The 17,583-nt window shown below is 69.0% G+C and carries 18 protein-coding genes; 8 read left to right on the top strand and 10 right to left on the bottom strand.

The window, feature by feature from the left end:
• Window positions 1-8: 8 nt before the first annotated feature.
• From AVE30378_RS04635 to AVE30378_RS04665, 7 genes are all read left to right on the top strand, one after another.
• Complete coding sequence (locus AVE30378_RS04635) at window positions 9-1,580, top strand: ABC transporter substrate-binding protein (protein WP_129239603.1); 1,572 nt, start codon at window positions 9-11, stop codon at window positions 1,578-1,580.
• Between the two features lie 52 nt (window positions 1,581-1,632).
• Complete coding sequence (locus AVE30378_RS04640) at window positions 1,633-2,568, top strand: ABC transporter permease (RefSeq protein WP_129239604.1); 936 nt, start codon at window positions 1,633-1,635, stop codon at window positions 2,566-2,568.
• A 12-nt stretch (window positions 2,569-2,580) separates the two neighbouring features.
• Complete coding sequence (locus AVE30378_RS04645; RefSeq protein WP_129239605.1) at window positions 2,581-3,456, top strand: ABC transporter permease; 876 nt, start codon at window positions 2,581-2,583, stop codon at window positions 3,454-3,456.
• An 8-nt stretch (window positions 3,457-3,464) separates the two neighbouring features.
• Entirely contained in the window at window positions 3,465-4,472 is a 1,008-nt protein-coding gene (locus AVE30378_RS04650; protein ID WP_129239606.1) for an ABC transporter ATP-binding protein, read from the top strand.
• Between the two features lie 8 nt (window positions 4,473-4,480).
• Entirely contained in the window at window positions 4,481-5,464 is a 984-nt protein-coding gene (locus tag AVE30378_RS04655) for an ABC transporter ATP-binding protein (RefSeq protein WP_129239607.1), read from the top strand.
• 12 nt (window positions 5,465-5,476) lie between these two features.
• Entirely contained in the window at window positions 5,477-6,928 is a 1,452-nt protein-coding gene (locus AVE30378_RS04660) for an N-acyl-D-amino-acid deacylase family protein (RefSeq protein WP_129239608.1), read from the top strand.
• Window positions 6,929-7,013: 85 nt separating this feature from the next.
• Window positions 7,014-7,646, top strand: a complete 633-nt coding sequence (locus AVE30378_RS04665; protein ID WP_129239609.1) for a helix-turn-helix domain-containing protein — start codon at window positions 7,014-7,016, stop codon at window positions 7,644-7,646.
• 22 nt (window positions 7,647-7,668) lie between these two features.
• Here the strand turns inward: AVE30378_RS04665 and AVE30378_RS04670 are convergent, their stop codons facing one another.
• The 7 genes from AVE30378_RS04670 to AVE30378_RS04700 all read right to left on the bottom strand — a co-directional run bounded on the left by AVE30378_RS04670 (window position 7,669) and on the right by AVE30378_RS04700 (window position 14,796).
• Window positions 7,669-8,808, bottom strand: coding sequence for a CaiB/BaiF CoA transferase family protein (locus AVE30378_RS04670; RefSeq protein ID WP_129239610.1), 1,140 nt, complete (start codon window positions 8,806-8,808; stop codon window positions 7,669-7,671).
• Entirely contained in the window at window positions 8,805-10,049 is a 1,245-nt protein-coding gene (locus tag AVE30378_RS04675; RefSeq protein ID WP_129239611.1) for an acyl-CoA dehydrogenase family protein, read from the bottom strand. Before AVE30378_RS04675 ends, AVE30378_RS04670 begins: the two co-directional genes overlap by 4 nt.
• 28 nt (window positions 10,050-10,077) lie before the next feature.
• Window positions 10,078-11,034: a Bug family tripartite tricarboxylate transporter substrate binding protein gene (locus tag AVE30378_RS04680; RefSeq protein ID WP_129239612.1), complete on the bottom strand. Its 957-nt coding sequence runs from the start codon at window positions 11,032-11,034 to the stop codon at window positions 10,078-10,080.
• A gap of 63 nt (window positions 11,035-11,097) precedes the next feature.
• Window positions 11,098-12,108, bottom strand: coding sequence for an NADPH:quinone oxidoreductase family protein (locus AVE30378_RS04685; protein WP_129239613.1), 1,011 nt, complete (start codon window positions 12,106-12,108; stop codon window positions 11,098-11,100).
• A gap of 9 nt (window positions 12,109-12,117) precedes the next feature.
• On the bottom strand, window positions 12,118-12,888 hold the full coding sequence (locus AVE30378_RS04690; RefSeq protein WP_129239614.1) for a crotonase/enoyl-CoA hydratase family protein: 771 nt from the start codon (window positions 12,886-12,888) through the stop codon (window positions 12,118-12,120).
• A 94-nt stretch (window positions 12,889-12,982) separates the two neighbouring features.
• Window positions 12,983-13,624, bottom strand: a complete 642-nt coding sequence (locus AVE30378_RS04695) for a TetR-type transcription factor C-terminal domain-containing protein (protein ID WP_129239615.1) — start codon at window positions 13,622-13,624, stop codon at window positions 12,983-12,985.
• A gap of 41 nt (window positions 13,625-13,665) precedes the next feature.
• Window positions 13,666-14,796: a CaiB/BaiF CoA transferase family protein gene (locus AVE30378_RS04700; protein WP_129239616.1), complete on the bottom strand. Its 1,131-nt coding sequence runs from the start codon at window positions 14,794-14,796 to the stop codon at window positions 13,666-13,668.
• A 247-nt stretch (window positions 14,797-15,043) separates the two neighbouring features.
• Between AVE30378_RS04700 and AVE30378_RS04705 the strand changes: the two genes are divergently transcribed.
• Window positions 15,044-15,223 carry a hypothetical protein gene (locus AVE30378_RS04705; protein WP_043543579.1) on the top strand — a complete coding sequence of 60 codons (180 nt, stop codon included), beginning with the start codon at window positions 15,044-15,046 and terminating at the stop codon, window positions 15,221-15,223.
• A gap of 7 nt (window positions 15,224-15,230) precedes the next feature.
• On the opposite strand, the gene AVE30378_RS33000 is transcribed toward AVE30378_RS04705, so the two are convergent.
• The 3 genes from AVE30378_RS33000 to AVE30378_RS04720 form a co-directional block, all read right to left on the bottom strand.
• Window positions 15,231-15,353 (bottom strand): hypothetical protein, encoded by a 123-nt coding sequence (locus AVE30378_RS33000; RefSeq protein ID WP_279636176.1) that lies wholly within the window; start codon window positions 15,351-15,353, stop codon window positions 15,231-15,233.
• Between the two features lie 140 nt (window positions 15,354-15,493).
• Window positions 15,494-16,369, bottom strand: a complete 876-nt coding sequence (locus tag AVE30378_RS04715) for an IclR family transcriptional regulator (RefSeq protein WP_129239618.1) — start codon at window positions 16,367-16,369, stop codon at window positions 15,494-15,496.
• A gap of 54 nt (window positions 16,370-16,423) precedes the next feature.
• A complete protein-coding gene (locus tag AVE30378_RS04720; protein ID WP_129239619.1) occupies window positions 16,424-17,575 on the bottom strand; it encodes a CaiB/BaiF CoA transferase family protein in 1,152 nt (383 codons plus the stop codon).
• Window positions 17,576-17,583 lie beyond the last annotated feature (8 nt).

The following is a 17,583-nucleotide window of genomic DNA, read 5'->3' on the forward strand; positions in this document are numbered from 1 at the left end:
GGACAAGAATGATCAGACGTTTCAGTTTGCTGGGCGCGGCCGCCCTGCTGGCCATGGGCGCCGCCACGGGCGCGCTCGCCGAGCCCACGACCCTGCGCCTGGTGCCGCACGCGGACCTCAAGACGCTGGACCCGCTCTTCAACACGGCCTACATCACGCGCAACCACGGCTACATGGTGTTCGACACCCTGTTCTCGCAGGATGGCAAGGGCCAGGTCAAACCGCAGATGGTGGACACCTGGACCACGTCCGAAGACGGCAAGACCTGGACCTTCACTCTGCGCGCGGGCCTGAAGTTCAATGACGGCACCCCGGTGAAGGCCGAGGACTGCGTCGCTTCGATCCAGCGCTGGGCGAAGAAGGACACGCTCGGCCAGGCCCTGATGGCCGCCGGCGCCGAACTCGCCGCCACGGGCGACGACACCTTCACGCTGACCTTGAAGGAACCCTTCGGCCTGGTGCTGGACGCCCTGTCCAAGCCGTCCGGCATGCCGCCCTTCATCATGCCCAAGCGTCTGGCCATGACGGACCCGAACAAGCAGGTCACCGAAATGGTCGGCTCCGGCCCGTTCCTGTTCAAGCGCGACGAGTGGGTGCCGGGCAACAAGGTGGTGTATGTGAAGAATCCCGCCTACGTGCCGCGCGCCGAACCGGCCGACGGCCTGGCGGGCGGCAAGAACGTCAAGGTGGATCGCGTCGAATGGGTCTACATCCCCGACGGGAACACGGCCACGGCGGCGCTGATGAACGGCGAAGTCGACATGATCGAACAGACGACGCCGGACTTCCTGCCCGTCCTGGAAAGCAATCCCGACATCACGCTGGGCACCTCGGTGGCGTCCCAGGGCATGGTCATCGTCAACTCGCTGCACCCGCCGTTCAACAACCCGTTGGCCCGCCAGGCGCTGTACCACCTGGTGAACCAGAAGGAAATGCTGTCGGCCATGGGGTACCCGGAAAAGTACCGGGTCGACTATTGCGCCACCCTCTACATCTGCGGCTCGCCGCTGGCCACCGACGCCGGCGCCGCGCCCTACGCCAAGCCCGATCCGGCGCGCGCCAAGCAGTTGCTCCAGGAAGCCGGCTACAAAGGCGAGAAGGTCGTGGTCCTGTACCCGACCGACCACCTGAGCGCCCCCGCCGTCATGGTGTTGACGCAGAACATGAAGAAGGCCGGCATCAACGTCGACCTGCAGTCGATGGACTGGGCCTCGCTGGCCGCGCGCCGCCTGAAGAAGGACGCGCCCGAGCAAGGCGGCTGGAGCGTCTTCGTGACCTGGGGCGGCTACTACGACGCCAGCACGCCGGTGACCAATCCCTGGCTGTCTGCCGCCTGCGGCAACAGCCTGCCCGGCTGGCCTTGCGACAAGGAACTCGACACGCTGCGCACCAACTGGATCCGCGAGACGGATCCGGCCAAGCGCAAGGACATCGCCGCGCAGATGCAGGCGCGCGCCTACCAGACCGTGCCATACGTCATGTTCGGCGAGTTCAAGCCGGTGTCCGCGGTGCGCGGCCTCAAGCACACCGAGCTGTTGAAGACCGGCATCCCGGTGATGTGGAACATCGAAAAACCGTAAGGCAGACGCCGGGCGCCTCTCGCGCCCGGCCGCAAGCCCGGGGGAAACCAGCGTGAAATACATCCTGCGCCGCATCGCGGCCGTCATTCCCGTCATGGCCGTCGTCGCGGTCGTGGTGTTCCTGTTGATCCACCTGTCGCCGGGCGATCCGGCGGCCGTGATCGCGGGCGACAATGCCACCGCCGACGACGTGGAGAAAATCCGCCAGAACCTGGGCCTGGACAAGCCGCTGCTTCAGCAGTTCGGCATCTGGGTGGCCCACATCGCCACCGGCGACCTGGGCACCTCGATCGCCACGCAAATGCCGGTGTCGCAACTGATCGGCCAGCGCATGGGCCCCACATTGTCCATCGCCATATTCACCATGCTGTTCGCCGTGATCGCGGCGGTGCCGCTGGGCGTGCTGGCGGCCTGGAACGCGGGACGCTGGCTGGACCGGCTGGTCATGGTCGGCGCGGTCTGCGCCTTCTCGGTGCCGGTCTTCCTGATCGGCTACAGCCTGGTCTACGGCTTCTCCATCAAGCTGGGATGGCTGCCCGTGCAGGGCTACAAGCCGCTGTCCGCCGGCGTGGCGCCCTACCTCCGCCACCTGGTGCTGCCGTGCCTGTCGCTGGGCCTGGTCTATATGGCGCTGCTGACCCGCATGACGCGCGCCACCATGCTGGAAGCCCTGTCCGAAGACTACATCCGCACCGCCCGCGCAAAGGGCCTGTCGGCGGCCCCCGTCGTGTGGCATGCGCTGAAGAATGCCGCCAATCCCATCGTCACCACCATCGGCGTCGGCGTCGCCCTGCTGATCGGCGGCGTGGTCGTCACCGAAACCGTGTTCGCCATCCCCGGCCTGGGCCGCCTGACCATCGACGCCGTGCTGCGCCACGACTACCCCGTCATCCAGGGCGTGCTGCTGGTGGCTTCCGGCATCTACGTACTGATCAATCTGCTGGTCGACCTGAGCTACCGGCTCTTCGATCCTCGCATCCGCTACTGAAGGGGGACACGCATGACTACCGCCACCCTGCCTCTGCCCGCCAGGCGCCCGCGCTACCGCCGGGTCCTCAAATCGCTGCGCCGCCACCCCATGCTGTACGTGGGCGGCGCCATCCTGCTGGCCCTGGCCGCGATCGCGCTGGCCGCCCCCTGGCTGGCCACGGTCGATCCGCAGGACATCAACCCGATGGCGCGGATGAAGCCGCCGTCGTCCGAGCATTTCTTCGGCACCGACGCGCTGGGCCGCGACGTGTACTCGCGCACCGTCTGGGGCGCCCGCATATCGCTGGTGGTCGGCATCGTGGTGGCGGCGGTCGCCACCGTGGGCGGTGTCGCGCTGGGCATGGCGGCGGGCTACTTCCGCCGCCTGGACGCCGCGATCATGCGCATCATGGACGGTCTGATGGCCATCCCCGGCGTACTGTTGGCGATCGCGCTGATGGCCACCCTCAAGGGCGGCCTGGGCACCGTGATCATCGCCATCGTCATTCCTGAAGTGCCGCGCGTCGTGCGCCTGGTGCGCGCGCTGGTGCTGACGATCCGCGAACAGCCCTATATCGAGGCGGCCGTGTCCTCCGGCACCCGCGTGCCCGCCATACTGCTGCGCCACATCCTGCCCAACCTGTTCGCGCCGCTGATGGTGCAGGCCACCTTCATCGCCGCCTCGGCCATCTTGACGGAGGCCGTGCTGAGTTTCCTGGGCGTGGGCATCCCGCCCCAGACCCCAAGCTGGGGCAACATCATGGCCGAAGGCCGCAACTTCGTCGCCGTGGCCTTCCACATCATCCTGTATCCGGGCCTGTTCCTGGGCGTGGCCGTCCTGGCCGTCAATCTCGTGGGCGACGGGCTGCGCGACATGCTCGACCCCCGCCTGGCCAAAAAGCTGTAGGAGCGCCCATGCAACCCCAACCTGTCTTGCGCGTGCACGACCTCACCACCTGCTTCGACGGGGACGACACCACGGTGGTTGCCGTGGACGGCCTCTCGTTCGACCTGCTGCCCGGCGAAACCCTGGGCCTGGTCGGCGAATCCGGATGCGGGAAGAGCGTCACGTCGCTGTCCATCATGCGCCTGCTGCGCGCCCCCGGGCGCGTCGCGGGCGGCCGGATCGAATTCGACGGGCGCGACCTGCTCGCCCTGCCCGAGAAGGCCATGCGCGAGATCCGGGGCAACCGGATCTCGATGATCTTCCAGGAACCGATGACCTCCCTGAACCCCGTGTTCACGATCGGCAGGCAGATCAGCGAATCGCTCATGCTGCACCAGGGCCTGTCGCGCCGCGACGCCCTGGCGCAGGCCGAGAAGCTGCTGGACCTGGTGCAGATATCCGACCCCGCCCGCCGCGTCCGCGAGTATCCCTACCAGTTGTCGGGCGGCATGCGCCAGCGCGCCATGATCGCCATGGCCCTCGCCTGCCAGCCCAAGGTCCTGATCGCCGACGAGCCCACCACGGCGCTGGACGTCACCATCCAGGCGCAGATCCTGCACCTGCTGCGGGACATCCAGGCCAGGCTCGGCACCGCCATCGTGCTGATCACGCACGACCTGGGCGTGGTGGCGCAGATGTGCCAGCGCGTCATCGTGATGTACGCCGGCCGCAAGGTGGAGGAAGGCAGCGTCGACGACGTCCTGGACCGCCCGCAGCATCCCTATACCCAGGCGCTGATCCGCTCCCTGCCCGAGTTCGTGGACGGCCAGGGCCATGGCGCGCGGCTGGCCGAGCTGCCCGGCATCGTGCCGGTGATGACGCCGGCGTCGCGCGGCTGCCCCTTCGCCGAGCGCTGTTCCCAGGCGCAGCCGCGCTGCGTCGAAGCCGCCCCGCCCGCCGTGGACGCCGGCAGCCGGCACCGCGTCTGGTGCTGGGCCCGCGAGGCCGCGCCCGTAGCCGACGCCATGACTGCGTGAGACCCGACATGAACCTGCACGACACCCCCCTTGCGCCCGCCGCCGAGGCCTTGCCCATGCTCGAAGTCGTCGGCCTCAAGAAGCACTTCCCCGTCGACGGCGGCGCGAAAGTGCTGCGCGCCGTCGACGGCGTGTCCTTGTCCGTCCCGCGCGGCCAGACTCTGAGCCTGGTCGGCGAATCCGGCTGCGGCAAGTCCACCACCGGCAAGTGCCTGATCCGGCTCGCCGAGCCCACCGAAGGCCGCATCCTGCTGGAAGGGCACGACCTGGCGGCGATGAACGGCAGCCAGTTGCGCGCCATGCGCCAGCGGATGCAGTTCATCTTCCAGGACCCGTTTTCGTCCATGAACCCGCGCATGCGCGTGCGCGACATCATCGACGAGCCGCTGCGCAACTTCGGCCACGGCCGCGCCGCGATCCGGGAACGCGTCGCGCAACTGCTGGCGCGGGTCAGCCTGCGCCCCGACGCCGCCGACCGCTACCCCCACGAATTCTCGGGCGGGCAGCGCCAGCGCATCGTCATCGCGCGCGCGCTGGCGCTGGACCCGGGCCTGATCGTCTGCGACGAACCCGTGTCCGCGCTGGACGTCTCGGTCCAGGCCCAGGTCATCAATCTGCTGATGGACCTGCAGCGAGACCTGGGCCTGACCTACGTATTCATCTCCCATGACCTGAGCGTGGTGCGCCACATCAGCCACCGGGTCGCGGTGATGTACCTGGGCCGGATCGTGGAGATCGGCACGCGCGACGCCGTCTTCGGACGCCCCGCCCACCCCTACACCCGCGCCCTGCTGGCGGCGGTGCCGTCCGCGCGCCAGGGAGAGCGCGCGCCGGTCGAGGTGCTGAAGGGCGAAATCCCCAGCCCCCTGTCGCCGCCTTCGGGCTGCGCGTTCCGCACCCGCTGCCCCATGGCCCAGCCCCGCTGCGCGCAGGAAACCCCGCCGCCCCGCCACATCGCCCCCGAACAGCAGGTCGCCTGCCACTTTGCCTAGCCGGAGATACGCATGAACCAGCCCGACGCCACCCCATTCGACTACATTCTTGCCGGCGGCACCGTCATCGACGGCGCAAACGTGCCCGGCCGCCGGGCCGACGTCGGCGTGCGCGGCGACCGGATCGCCGCGGTGGGCGACCTGAGCGGCAGCGCCGCCGGGCTGCGCATCGACGTCGCCGGCAAGGTGGTGGCCCCGGGGTTCATCGATTCGCACACGCACGACGACAACTACCTGCTCAGGCACCGCGACATGACGCCCAAGATCTCGCAGGGCGTCACCACCGTCGTCACCGGCAATTGCGGCATCAGCCTGGCGCCGCTGGCGCACGCCAACCCGCCCGCGCCGCTGGACCTGCTGGACGAAGGCGGCTCCTATCGCTTCGAGCGCTTCTCCGACTATCTGGACGCCCTGCGCGCCGCGCCCGCCGCCGTCAACGCCGCCTGCATGGTGGGCCACTCCACGCTGCGCGCGGCGGTCATGGCCGACCTGAAGCGCGAAGCCACGCCCGCCGAAGTGCGGGCCATGCGGGCCCTGGCCGACGACGCGCTGGCCAGCGGCGCCATCGGCATCTCCACCGGCACGTTCTACCCGCCGGCCGCCAGCGCCAGCACCGAGGAGATCATCGAAGTCTGCCGCCCGCTCGGCGCGCGCGGCGGCATCTACGCCACGCACATGCGCGACGAAGGCGAGCACATCGTGCCGGCCCTGGAGGAGACCTTCCGCATCGGCCGCGAACTGGGCGTGCCCGTCGTCATCTCGCACCACAAGGTCATGGGCAAGCCGAACTTCGGACGTTCCAGGGAAACGCTGCGCCTGATCGAAGCCGCCATGGCCGCGCAGGACGTCTCGCTGGACGCCTATCCCTACGTGGCGGGCTCCACCATGCTCAAGCAGGACCGCGTCCTGCTTGCCGGACGCACCCTCATCACCTGGTGCAAGCCCTTCCCAGAACTGAGCGGGCGCGACCTGGACGAAGTCGCCGCCGAGCGCGGCAAGTCCAAGTACGACGTGGTGCAGGAACTGCAGCCCGCCGGCGCCATCTACTTCATGATGGACGAGCCCGACGTCCAGCGCATCCTGGCGTTCGGTCCCACCATGATCGGCTCGGACGGCCTGCCCCATGACGAACGCCCCCACCCGCGGCTGTGGGGCACCTTCCCCCGCGTGCTCGGCCACTACTCCCGCGACCTGGGCCTCTTTCCCCTCGAAACCGCGGTCTGGAAGATGACCGGCCTGACCGCCGCCAAGTTCGGCCTGGCCGGGCGTGGGCAGGTGCAGCCCGGCTACTTCGCGGACCTGGTGGTCTTCGACCCGGCGACCGTGGCCGATTCCGCCACGTTCGAGCGCCCCACGGAGCGCGCTGCCGGCATCCATTCCGTCTACGTCAACGGCGCGCCGGTCTGGCAGGACCAGGCCTTCACCGGCCGGCACGCGGGCCGGGTGCTGAACCGCGCCGCCTGAACGGCCGCAACCTTTACAATCGGCATGCGCGGCGGGGCTTGCGGGCCCTGCCCCAGCCCTCAACCCCTTGATGCCAGACCGCTACATGGCCCTTTCCGGCAAGACCGTCCCGCCCGAGATCGTGGGCAAGGAAGAAATGGGCGCTCGCCTGCGGGCCGAGCGCAAGGCAAGGAAACTGACCTTGCAGGCCGTGTCGCGCGCCAGCGGCATCGCGGTGTCGACGCTCTCGAAGGCCGAGCTGGGGCAGATCGCCCTGAGCTACGAAAAGTTCGCCGCGCTGGCGCGGGCGCTGGACATCGACATGACCCGCATGTTCATGCTGGGGGATACTCCGCAGGCGGCCGTCGCTCCCACCTTCATCAAGAACAAGCTCGGCGACGCCCGCGACTACGTCACGGAGAACTATCACTACCGCTTGCTCATGGGCGAATACCCCGGCAAGAAGATGACCCCGATGTTCGCCCTGATCGACGCGCGCGAGGTGGTCGAGTTCGAGGACTACATCCGGCACCCGGGCCAGGAATTCGCCGTGGTGCTGTCGGGCAAGGTCCGCATCCAGTTCGAGAACGGCGACAGCGTGGTGCTCGGGAAGCTCGAGACCGCCTATTTCGACAGCAGCATCGGGCACGTCTACCTGTCGCTGAGCAGGAAGCCGGCGGAAGTCCTGGCGGTCTGCAGCGACACGGACGAGGTGCCCTCGCGCCTGAAGGCGACCTGAGCGCGAGCGCGGCAGCCCGCGCCTACCCCAGGATCTCCCCGTTGTGCTCCCCCAGCCCCGGCGCCCCGCCGGCGGCCGCCCGCAGACTGGCGGAGAAGCGGAACGGCGTGGGCGCGCAGCGCAGCGCGCCCTCGGTCGGGTGCTCGACGTCCTGGAAAAAACCCACGTCGGCCAGGTGCGGATCGTTCAGCAGCTCGTCCAGGCCGTTGGCCGGCCCGGCGGGAATGTCGTGTTCAAGAAACAGCGCCAGCCATTCGGCCGCGCTGCGCGCCAGCAGGCTCTCGCTGATCTCTTCGTACAGCGGTTCCGCGTGGCGGATGCGGTCTCCCATCGTCGCGAAGCGCGGGTCCGCCGCCAACTCGGGCCGGCCCACCAGGGAGAACAGGCGCTGCCATTGCGCGTCCGTATTGGCGACCAGGCAGACATGCCCGTCGCGGGTCTTCAGGGGCCGGTGGTAGCGGCTGAAGACCCGTTCGTAGCCGCGCGCCGACGCCTCCGCCCCCGCGACGCTGAAAATGCTGTCGGCCAGGTGTTCCACCAGATTGAAGGACGCCATGGTTTCGAACATGGGCACTTCCACCTGCTGCCCCTGCCCGCTGGCCGCGCGCGCCACCAGCGCCGACGCGATCGCGCCGGCCAGGTAGACGCCGCAGAGCTTGTCGGTGAAAAGCATGGGCACGAAGCCGGGCTCGCCGTACATGCGCGCATGCAGGCCCGATACCCCGCTCATGCCCTGGATCACATCGTCATAGGCGGGGCGTTCGGCGTAGCGGCCGTCCTGGTGGAAACCCAGGGCCACGGCATAGACCAGCCGCGGATGGCGCGGGGCCAGGTCTTCGTAGGCAATGCCCAGCCGCCGCGCCGCGGCCGGACGCATGTTGTGCACGAAGACGTCGGCCGTGGCCAGCAGCGCATCCAGGCGCGCCACGTCGCCGGCGTCCTTAAGGTCCAGCACCACGCTGCGCTTTCCGCGGTTCAGGTTGAGGAAGAAGGACCCCATCTTCGGGTTGCGCGACGTGCCGACCATGCGCATGGGATCGCCCTGCGGCGGCTCGACCTTGATCACCTCGGCGCCCATGTCCGCGAGCATTTGGGTCGCCATCGGCCCGAATACGAAGTTGCTGGCGTCGATGACGCGCATGCCGGCCAAAGGACCTGTCATATCTGCTCCTGGTTGGATATCGCCCGGGACGGGCCCGGGATGGGCGCGGCCCGCGGCGGGGCGGGAGCGAGCCGCTCGCGCGCCTCGCGCAGCAGGTCGCGCCCGATGATGAGATGCTGCACCTCGGTCGCGCCTTCGTAGATCCGGAGCGCGCGGACGTCGCGGTACAGCCGTTCCATGATGTGGCCCTCGCGCACGCCCAGGCCGCCGTGCATCTGCAGCGCCGCGTCCACGACTTGCTGGGCGTGCTCGGTGGCGGCCAGCTTGGCCATGGCCGCCGCGCGCGGCGATCCCTGGCCCGCGTCGCGCGCCCAGGCGGCGCGGTAGACCAGCAGGGCCGAGGCGTCCGTCAGGGTCGCCATCTGGCTCAGCCTGGCCTGGGACAATTGGAAGTCGGCAAGCGTCTTGCCGAACATCTCGCGCTCCAGCGCGTATCGAGTGGCCTCGGCCAGCGCGCGGCGCGAAAAGCCCAGGGCCGCCGCGCCCACCGAAACGCGGAAGATGTCCAGCGTGCGCATGGCCAGCTTGAATCCCTGGCCCGGTTCGCCCAGCCGCTGGCCGCCATCGACGCGGCAAGCGGAAAACGCCAGCGTGGCCAGCGGATGCGGAGAAATGACGTCGATGCGCTCCGATACCTCCAGGCCGGGCGTGCCGGCGTCCACGATGAAGGCCGAGATGCCCTTGGCGCCCGCGCTGCCGGGCTCGCGGGCGAAGACGACGTAGTAGTCGGCGACGCCGCCGTTGGAGATCCAGGTTTTCGTGCCGTCCAGGACATAGCCGTCGCCGTACCGCCTGGCGGTGCACGCCAGCGCGGCCACGTCGGAGCCCGCCTGCGGCTCCGACAGCGCGAAGGCCGCCACGTAGCGCCCTTCGCGGGTCGGCCCCAGGTAGCGTTCGCGCTGCGAGGGCGAGCCTTCCAGCGAGATGGCGGCCGAGCCCAGCCCTTGCATGGCGAATACGAAATCGAACAGCGCGCCCTGCTGCGCGAGCCTGTCGCGCAGCAGGCAGACCGCGCGCGTGTCGATGCGCGCGCCGGCCTGGGCCGGATCCGCCACGGCATGCGCGAGCAGGCCCGCCTGCCCCATCCGCGCCGCCAGCTCCCGGCACGCCCGGTCCAGTTCGGGCCGGCCCTGCGGCGCGGACCAGGCAGGCAAGGCCGACAGCCAGTCCTCGGCCTGCCGCAGCACCGCCTGGTGCTCCGCACCGAAGAAGGGCAACGCGAGCGTCGCTTGCATATCCATCGCGTAACGTCCTGTCGTGGGTGCCGGATTACTGCTTGGGGATGTTGGCCGTCTGCGCCGTGGCGATCTCGAGTTCGATTTCCTTCCTCTGGAATTTGGCCAGCGCTTCCGCGTCGCCAATGAAGGAAATGAAATTGCTCTGCGCCAGGAAATCGCGCGTCTTGGGCTCGGCATAGATCGCCAGCAGGGCGTCCTGCAAGGTCTTGATCACCGGGGCGGGCGTCTTGGCCGGCGCGAACATGGCCCACCACGCCACCTTGAAGAAGTCCTTGTATCCCAGCTCCTGCAAGGTCGGCGCGTCCGGCGCGCTGGCCAGCCGTTCGTTCGTCGTCACCGCCAGCAGCCGCAGCTTGCCCGCCTGCACCAGGGCCTGCGCGCCGCTGTATTCCGCGATCACGAAGTCCACCTGCTTGCCGGCCAGGTCATTGAGCGCCGGGCCCGCGCCCTTGTACGAAATGCCATTGGCGCTGGCCTGCGCGAGCGACAGGAACCATTCCGTGGCGATCTGGTAGGTCGCGCTGCCCGCGCCATAGTTCAGCTTCTTCGGATCTTTTTTCGCGGCCGCGACCAGGTCCGCCACGGACTTGTACGGCGAATCCTGGTAGACGTAGAAGCCCATCGGCGCCTGGGCCAGCACCGCCACCGGCGCCAGGTCGGTCAAGGGGTCGTAGGGCAGCTTGGCGAACGCCGCCACGTTGGTCGCCACCGGCGCGTTGGCCGCGAGCAGCAGCGTGTAGCCGTCCGGCGCGGCCGTCACCACCGTCTGGGTCGCGATGATGCCGCTTGCGCCCGGCCGGTTTTCGGCGATCACGGGCTGGCCCAGCCTGGCTTCCAGTTGGCGGGCGGTGAAGCGCGCCAGCGTGTCGGTGCCGGTGCCCGGCGGATAGGGAACGATCAGCCGGATGGGCTTGTCGGGAAAGGCGTAGCTCGCCTGCGCGCCCACGGCCAGCGTGACGCCGATGAACAGCTTGATCAATCGTTTCATGTCTCCTGCTCCTTGATAGTGCTTTGTCGTTGGTTGTTGGGATACACGGGTCTGCGCCCGTTGTCAGGGGGAGGGTTGCGGATGCAGGGCGACGCGCCCGATCACCTCGCGGGACGCCAGGACGGCCAGCGCCTCTTCGTACGATTCCAGCGCGAAGGTCCGCTGCGTGCGGGGCTTCAGCGCGCCCTCGACCACCCAGCCGAACAGTGTCGCGAACGCGGCGCGCACCGCCGCGCGGCGTTCGGGCGGGACCGGCACGCGGCCCCAGCCCATGTAGTAGCCCCAGTAGATGCCGATGGCCGTGGCGTTCTTGACCAACAGGATATTGGCGGGAATCTGCGGAATATCGCCGCCGGCGAAACCCATGGGGATCAGCCGCCCTTCCGGGGCCACGCAGCGCATCGACTCGTCGAAGACTTTGCCGCCCACCGGATCGAAGATCACGTCGGCGCCGCGGCCGCCGGTCAGCGACAGCACGGCATCGCGGAAGTCGCCGTCGCGGTAGTTCAGCCCGGCGTCGGCGCCATGGGCCCGCGCCGCGTCGAGCTTGGCTTGCGTGCTGGCGCAAGCGATGACCCTCGCGCCCATCCTCTTGGCGATTTCGATGGCCGCCAGCCCGCTGCCTCCGCTGGCGCCGTGCACCAGCACGGTCTCGCCGGGCTGAAGGTGCGCGCGCCAGCACAGCGCCCCGTAGGCCGTGGCGTAGATGGTCGGAAACTGCACCGCGCTGTCGAAATCCACGCCGTCGGGCAGGGCGAACGTGGTGTCCTCCGGGGCCACCGCCTCGCTGGCGAAGCCGCCCGAACGCACGCCGGCCACCACCCGGTCTCCCGGGCGGAACAGGGTGACGTCCGGCGCGCATTCGGTGACGATGCCCGCGACCTCGGTGCCCGGGGTCAGGGGCAGCGCCGGCCGGTTCTGGTGCTTGCCTTGCAGCACCAGCAGATTGGCGAAGCTCACGCCGCAGGAATGCACGGCGATGCGCACGCCGCCAGGAATCATGGGCGGCGCGGCGCAGACTTCCACGCTGACTTGGCTGGGATCGTCCAGCCCTCGGCAAATCACGGCTCGCATGCGGGGCTCCTAATCGGCATCGGGCAAGGCGCCATGACGGCCCGCGCCCTGTTGGAAACGTTGCGCGCCCGCCCTCGCCTCCAGGCGGCGCGCCTCGGCGGCATAGGCCATTTCGGCCGCCACGGCGTCCCGTTCCGCCATGCCCGCCTGGGCATAGGCCGATTGGCGGTCGGAACGCAAGGCGATCTGCGGGAACTGCGCCATCTGGTGCGCCAGCGCCTCGGCCTCCGCGCGCGCCTGCCCGTCCGGGACGACGCGGTTGACGAGCCCGTAGCGCTCGGCCTCCGCCGCGGACACGATGCGGGCGGTCAACAGCATGTCCAGGGCGCGGCTCATGCCGATCAGCCGGGGCAGGCGCACGGTCGTGCCGTCGCTCATGGGCACGCCCCAGCGGCGCGACAGCACGGCGAACGAGGCGCTCTCTTCCGCGATCCGCAGGTCGCACCACAGGGCCACGCCCAGCCCGCCGGCGCACGCATGGCCGGCCACGGCCGCGATCACGGGCTTGGACAGCGGCGCGTGCAGCGGACCTTCCGGGCTGCCCGCCCACGGCTCGTAATCGGCGCCGCCCGCCAGTTCCTTGAGATCGGCGCCGGAACAGAAAGCCCCGCCCGCGCCGCACAGCACGGCGACGCGCGCTTCGTCGTCGGCGTCGAATTCGCGCATGGCGCGGGCCAGCCCGGCCGCCGCTTCGCGATCCAGCGCATTGCGCACTTCGGGCCGGTTGATGATCACCGTCGTCACAAAGCCGGTGCGTTCCACCAGGATTTTCGGAGCCATAGATCGCTGTCGTCCTGTTATTTAAATAATACCGATTAGTATCAAAATGGATTAAAAAAAACCGCGCGGGCCCGTCGCCCGCGCGGTCCGGCGCTTACCGCGGATGCGGCAACAACGCGCTGACCGCGAAGCCGGCCAGTTCATCGGCGACGCGCTCGCGGTCCTTCGCGGTTTCGTTCTTGCGCGGGTGATACCAGCGCGACGTCCAGTTCAATGCGCCCAGCAGCGGCTTGACCAGCAGCTTGGGATCCATGGGGCGGAAATCGCCGGACTGCACGCCCTCTTCGATCACGCGCATGTACAGGGCTTCGTTCGCCGCCCGCAGCTTGAGGATGTCTTCCAGCTCGGCGCGTTCGGAAGCCGTGGTGCGGCCCGTCAGGTGCAGTTCCAGGCCTTGCGCGGCCACCCGGAGATACGCCAGGTGCTCCATCATCAGCAGCGTGTGGTCATGCGCCATCCCGCGCAACCGGGCCGCGGGGCTTCCGCCGGCCAGGGCGTGGGGCTCGATCGCCTCGCGGGTCAATTCCATGGCGCGCCGCTGCACGGCGAAAAACAGCGCCGACTTGTTGCGGTAGTAGTAATAGATGATGCCCTTGGTGGCGCCGTACGCGTCGCTGATGTCGTCGAGCGAGGCCGCGGAAAAGCCCAGGTTCATGAATACGGACGCGGCGGCGTCGAGAATGGCGAGGCGCTTCTCGATTCCTTCCGTACTGTCGATCAGGCTTGGCCGTCCCATGGTGTCCTTGCTGTGCCGAAAATAAACGCGAAATTCTACCCTCAGGGCCGTCCGCCGAATTCCGCGCGGACAGCCTGCGTATGCGCGCCGATGGCCGGCACCTCGCCCAACTGGCGCGGTTCGCCGCGCACCTGCGCGGGCGGCGCCACGATGGAGGCCTCGCCGTGCGCGGTGCGCACGTTCACGCGGCGCAGGTGCGGATGCGCCGACAATTCCTTGACGCCGTTGACGGACGCGTATGCGATCTTCGCCTGCGTCAGGCGCTGCCGCAGTTCGGCAAGATCCATTCCGCGCAGCACCGATTCGATCTCGGCCTTCAGCCCGTCGGCATGCCGCACGCGATCCTGGTTGCTGCGGTAGCGCGCGTCGTCGACCCATTCAGGCCGCCGCAGGACGTCGCTGGCGAAGCGGCGCCACTCGCCGTCGTTCTGCACCCCGATCAGGAGCTGCTGCCCGTCGCCGCAGGCGAACGCGCCGTAGGGAGCGATGGTGGGATGCCCCAGTCCCACGCGCGGCCAGACCGTGCCGGCGTAGTCGTAGTGCAGCAAGGGCACGGTCATCCAGTCGGCCATCGCATCGAACAGCGACACGTGCAGCGCGCTGCCCTGCCCCGTCCGCTCGCGCTGCAGCAGCGCTTCGAGAATGGCGGCGTGCGCGTACATGCCGGTGCCGATATCGCAGGCGGAAATGCCGATGCGCCCGGGCGCTTCCGGCGTGCCGGTCACCGAGGCGACGCCCGATTCGGCCTGCACCAGCAGATCGTAGGCGCGCATGTCCGCATACGGCCCCGTCTCTCCGTAGCCGGTGATGTCGCAGGTGATCAGCCGCGGATTGGCGGCGCGCATTTCCTGCCAGCCGAAGCCCGCGCGCGCCGCCGCGCCCGGCCCCAGGTTCTGGATCAGCACGTCGGCCTGGAGGATCAGCGTGCGCAGCAGCGCCATGTCCTCCGGCTGCGCGAAGTCCAGCACGATGGACTCCTTGCCGCGGTTGAGCCACACGAAATACGTACTGTCGCCCATGACCGCGCCGTCGTAGCCGCGCGCGAAATCGCCGGCCGCGCGTTCGATCTTGATCACGCGCGCGCCGGCGTCGGCCAGCCGCGACGAAGCATAGGGCGCCGCGGCGGCCTGTTCCACAGCGATCACCAACAGACCTTCCAAGGGCAACGGCATTCCTGTCTCCAATCCGGTATTCTTTTTTTAATGCTACCGCGTAGTATCAGAATTCGCAAGAACCCGCCGATGCTGGCATCAGACTGTCACATGCGGCGGCGATACTGGCGGCGCAATGCGCGCAGATCCCGGCGATCCCTCCGGGAAAGCCCGGATATCCATATGAAAGGTAAATCGTTGGCGCGCATTCCAGGCCGGCTTACGATGCCTGGCATATACCGGGCCTGGAGCCCGCAGGAATTCCGACATGCAACGCTTGATATCCCCGATCCTGACCCGCCGCCCGGCCTTGCTGGCCGGCCCGCGCAGCTCGCGCCGCTACGATGCCGTCGTGTCGCTGCAGGCCTATCGCGAAGCGCGCCTGCTGCGCGAATCCGCCCAACGCATCCTGGCCGTGTCCGCGCGCTACATGCTGCCGGGCGCCTGAACGCCCATCACCGGAAGCCGGCGGCGCGGAACATGCGTTCGTAGATCCCGCGCAGCGTCGCTTCCTTGCGCTTGTTGTACGCCATCACCTCCATCTCCGGGCAATCCGAACCGAACACGTGCAGGTTCACTCGCGGCTCGTCCAGTTGCAGCAGGCGGTGCTGGTGCCAGGAAGGCTCGCGCAGCGCCAGGACGTAGCCGATCGCCTCCAGCGCCGGAATTCAGGCGTGGCCATGCGACCGTTCCTCCTGCCTCGGGGCGCCGCCCCGCATTACGCCTCGTCCGGCACGCTCATGGCCTTGCGGATTTTCTCGGCCACTTCCACCAATTGCGGGCCGTAGACTTCCACCAGTTCGCGCTCGGGCAGCAGATAGGCCGCGCCGCCCAGGTTCAGGCCGTACAGGCTGCCGTCGGACAGCCGTATGGCGGTGCCGGCGCCGTGGATATAGCTTTGCCATTCGCCCAGCGACGTGCAGAAGCCGTAGCGGTCCATGTCGCGCATGGCCTTTTGCAGGCCGACCATGGCGGTCGCCCAGTCGGCGCCGAACTGGGGCTGCAGGACTTCCAGCAGGCGTTCGCGCTCGCCCTCTTCCATGCGGGCCAGGTAGGCGCGGCCCATGGCGCTGGTGATGATGGGAATGCGCGAGCCGTTGAACAGGCGCAGGCCGATCAGGCCCGAGCCTTCGCAGGTTTCGATGTACAGCATCATGCGCTTGTGCAGGATGCCCAGGCCGACGTTGCCGTTGGTGCGGTCGGCAAGTTCCTGCATGAGGGGCGCGGCCACCTTGCGTATGTTGCGGCGGGCCAGCGCGACCTGCCCCAGCGCCAGCGTGCTGCTGCCCAGTTCGTAGTTTTCCTGGCGAGGATTGAATTCCAGGTAGCCGAGGCGGCACAGGGTGTAGGCCAGGCGCGAAACCGTGGCGGCCGGCATGCCGGTGCGCTCGGACAGTTCGCGGTTGCCCAGCGGGCCTTCGCGCGGCCGGAAAGCCTTGAGGATATCGAGGCCGCGCGCCAGGGCCACGACGAATTGCCGGTCGGAACTGTCTTTCAGGTCGTCGCGGGCGGCCGAGAGGCCGGCCGGGCTGGCTTCCATCGCCTTGCGGCGCCGGCCGTTCGCGGGCGCGGGGTGGGGGTCAGTCTTGCTCATGGGAGGGTCCGGATTCAGGCGTATGAGTCTAGCAGACGGGTCGGGCGCTTCCGCCTAGGCGCCGGGGCCGACGGCGGGGTTGCCTTGCCACTGGGAAATGGCCGCGTCGGACCAGCCCCAGCCGCGCAGGCATTGCTCGTAGCGGCTGTTGACGGGCTCGGGCGGACGGGGCGTGGCCGTGGGGGTGCCGCCGAAGCGCGGCGCCGGCGCGGGCTGGGCGACGCCGTCGATATCGATGAAGGTGCCGCGGGCGCGGTTGTGCGGGTGGGCGGGCGCATCGGCGATGGACAGGACGGGCGCGACGCAGGCGTCGGTGCCGTCGAAGACGGCGCACCATTGGGCCTGGGTACGGGTGGCGATGCGCGCCGCGATCTCCTCGCGCAAGGCATCCCAGCCGGCTTTCGCGTCGCCGTCCATGGAATCGCCGCCCATCCCCAGCTTGTCGAAGAAGACCCTGCGGAAGCGGGTCTCGATGGGCGCGATGGACAGGTACTTGCCGTCGGCGCAGCGGTACACGTCATAGTACGGCGCGCCCGAGTCCAGGACGTTGGTGCCGCGCTCGGGATTGAGCAGCCCGGCGGCGGCCATGCCGAAAAACGGCGTCATGAGCGAGGCGGCCCCGTCCACCATGGCCGCGTCGACCACCTGCCCCTTGCCGCCGCCGCGCGCCGCGAAGACCGCGGCCATGACTCCCAGGGCCAGGTACAGGGCGCCTCCGCCGAAATCGCCGACCAGATTCAGGGGCGGCGTGGGCGGCTGCCCCCGGCGGCCGATGGCATTGAGCGCGCCGGTCATGGCGATGTAGTTGAGGTCGTGTCCGGCCATGGCGGCGTAGGGGCCGGTCTGCCCCCATCCGGTCATCCGGCCATAGACCAGCCTGGGGTTGCGCGCCAGGCAAGGTTCCGGCCCGAACCCCATGCGCTCCATCGTGCCGGGCCGGAAGCCCTCGAGCAGCGCGTCGGCGGAGTCGAGCAACTCCATGGCGAAGCGCGCGCCGTCGGCCGCTTTCAGGTCGACGCTGATGCTGGGGCGGTTGCGCAGCAGCAGGTTGTACTTGAGCGGGCGCTCCACCCCCAGGTCGGCCGCGGGTTGCCGCCGTTCCAGCCGTATGACGGTGGCGCCCAGGTCGGCCAGCAGCATGCCGCACATCGGAACCGGGCCGATGGCCGGGAACTCCACCACTTTCAGTCCAGCCAGGGGACCCATTGCTTTCT

Origin of the sequence: Achromobacter veterisilvae (genome assembly GCF_900496975.1) — a bacterium.
Taxonomy (GTDB): domain Bacteria; phylum Pseudomonadota; class Gammaproteobacteria; order Burkholderiales; family Burkholderiaceae_B; genus Achromobacter; species Achromobacter veterisilvae.

Coding starts and splice junctions, on each gene's coding strand:
- AVE30378_RS04635 (WP_129239603.1), top strand. CDS start 9: ATGATCAGACGTTTCAGTTTGCTGGGCGCGGCCGCCCTGCTGGCCATG.
- AVE30378_RS04645 (WP_129239605.1), top strand. CDS start 2,581: ATGACTACCGCCACCCTGCCTCTGCCCGCCAGGCGCCCGCGCTACCGC.
- AVE30378_RS04650 (WP_129239606.1), top strand. CDS start 3,465: ATGCAACCCCAACCTGTCTTGCGCGTGCACGACCTCACCACCTGCTTC.
- AVE30378_RS04655 (WP_129239607.1), top strand. CDS start 4,481: ATGAACCTGCACGACACCCCCCTTGCGCCCGCCGCCGAGGCCTTGCCC.
- AVE30378_RS04660 (WP_129239608.1), top strand. CDS start 5,477: ATGAACCAGCCCGACGCCACCCCATTCGACTACATTCTTGCCGGCGGC.
- AVE30378_RS04665 (WP_129239609.1), top strand. CDS start 7,014: ATGGCCCTTTCCGGCAAGACCGTCCCGCCCGAGATCGTGGGCAAGGAA.
- AVE30378_RS04670 (WP_129239610.1), bottom strand. CDS start 8,808: ATGACAGGTCCTTTGGCCGGCATGCGCGTCATCGACGCCAGCAACTTC.
- AVE30378_RS04675 (WP_129239611.1), bottom strand. CDS start 10,049: ATGGATATGCAAGCGACGCTCGCGTTGCCCTTCTTCGGTGCGGAGCAC.
- AVE30378_RS04680 (WP_129239612.1), bottom strand. CDS start 11,034: ATGAAACGATTGATCAAGCTGTTCATCGGCGTCACGCTGGCCGTGGGC.
- AVE30378_RS04685 (WP_129239613.1), bottom strand. CDS start 12,108: ATGCGAGCCGTGATTTGCCGAGGGCTGGACGATCCCAGCCAAGTCAGC.
- AVE30378_RS04690 (WP_129239614.1), bottom strand. CDS start 12,888: ATGGCTCCGAAAATCCTGGTGGAACGCACCGGCTTTGTGACGACGGTG.
- AVE30378_RS04695 (WP_129239615.1), bottom strand. CDS start 13,624: ATGGGACGGCCAAGCCTGATCGACAGTACGGAAGGAATCGAGAAGCGC.
- AVE30378_RS04700 (WP_129239616.1), bottom strand. CDS start 14,796: ATGCCGTTGCCCTTGGAAGGTCTGTTGGTGATCGCTGTGGAACAGGCC.
- AVE30378_RS04705 (WP_043543579.1), top strand. CDS start 15,044: ATGCAACGCTTGATATCCCCGATCCTGACCCGCCGCCCGGCCTTGCTG.
- AVE30378_RS04715 (WP_129239618.1), bottom strand. CDS start 16,369: ATGAGCAAGACTGACCCCCACCCCGCGCCCGCGAACGGCCGGCGCCGC.
- AVE30378_RS04720 (WP_129239619.1), bottom strand. CDS start 17,575: ATGGGTCCCCTGGCTGGACTGAAAGTGGTGGAGTTCCCGGCCATCGGC.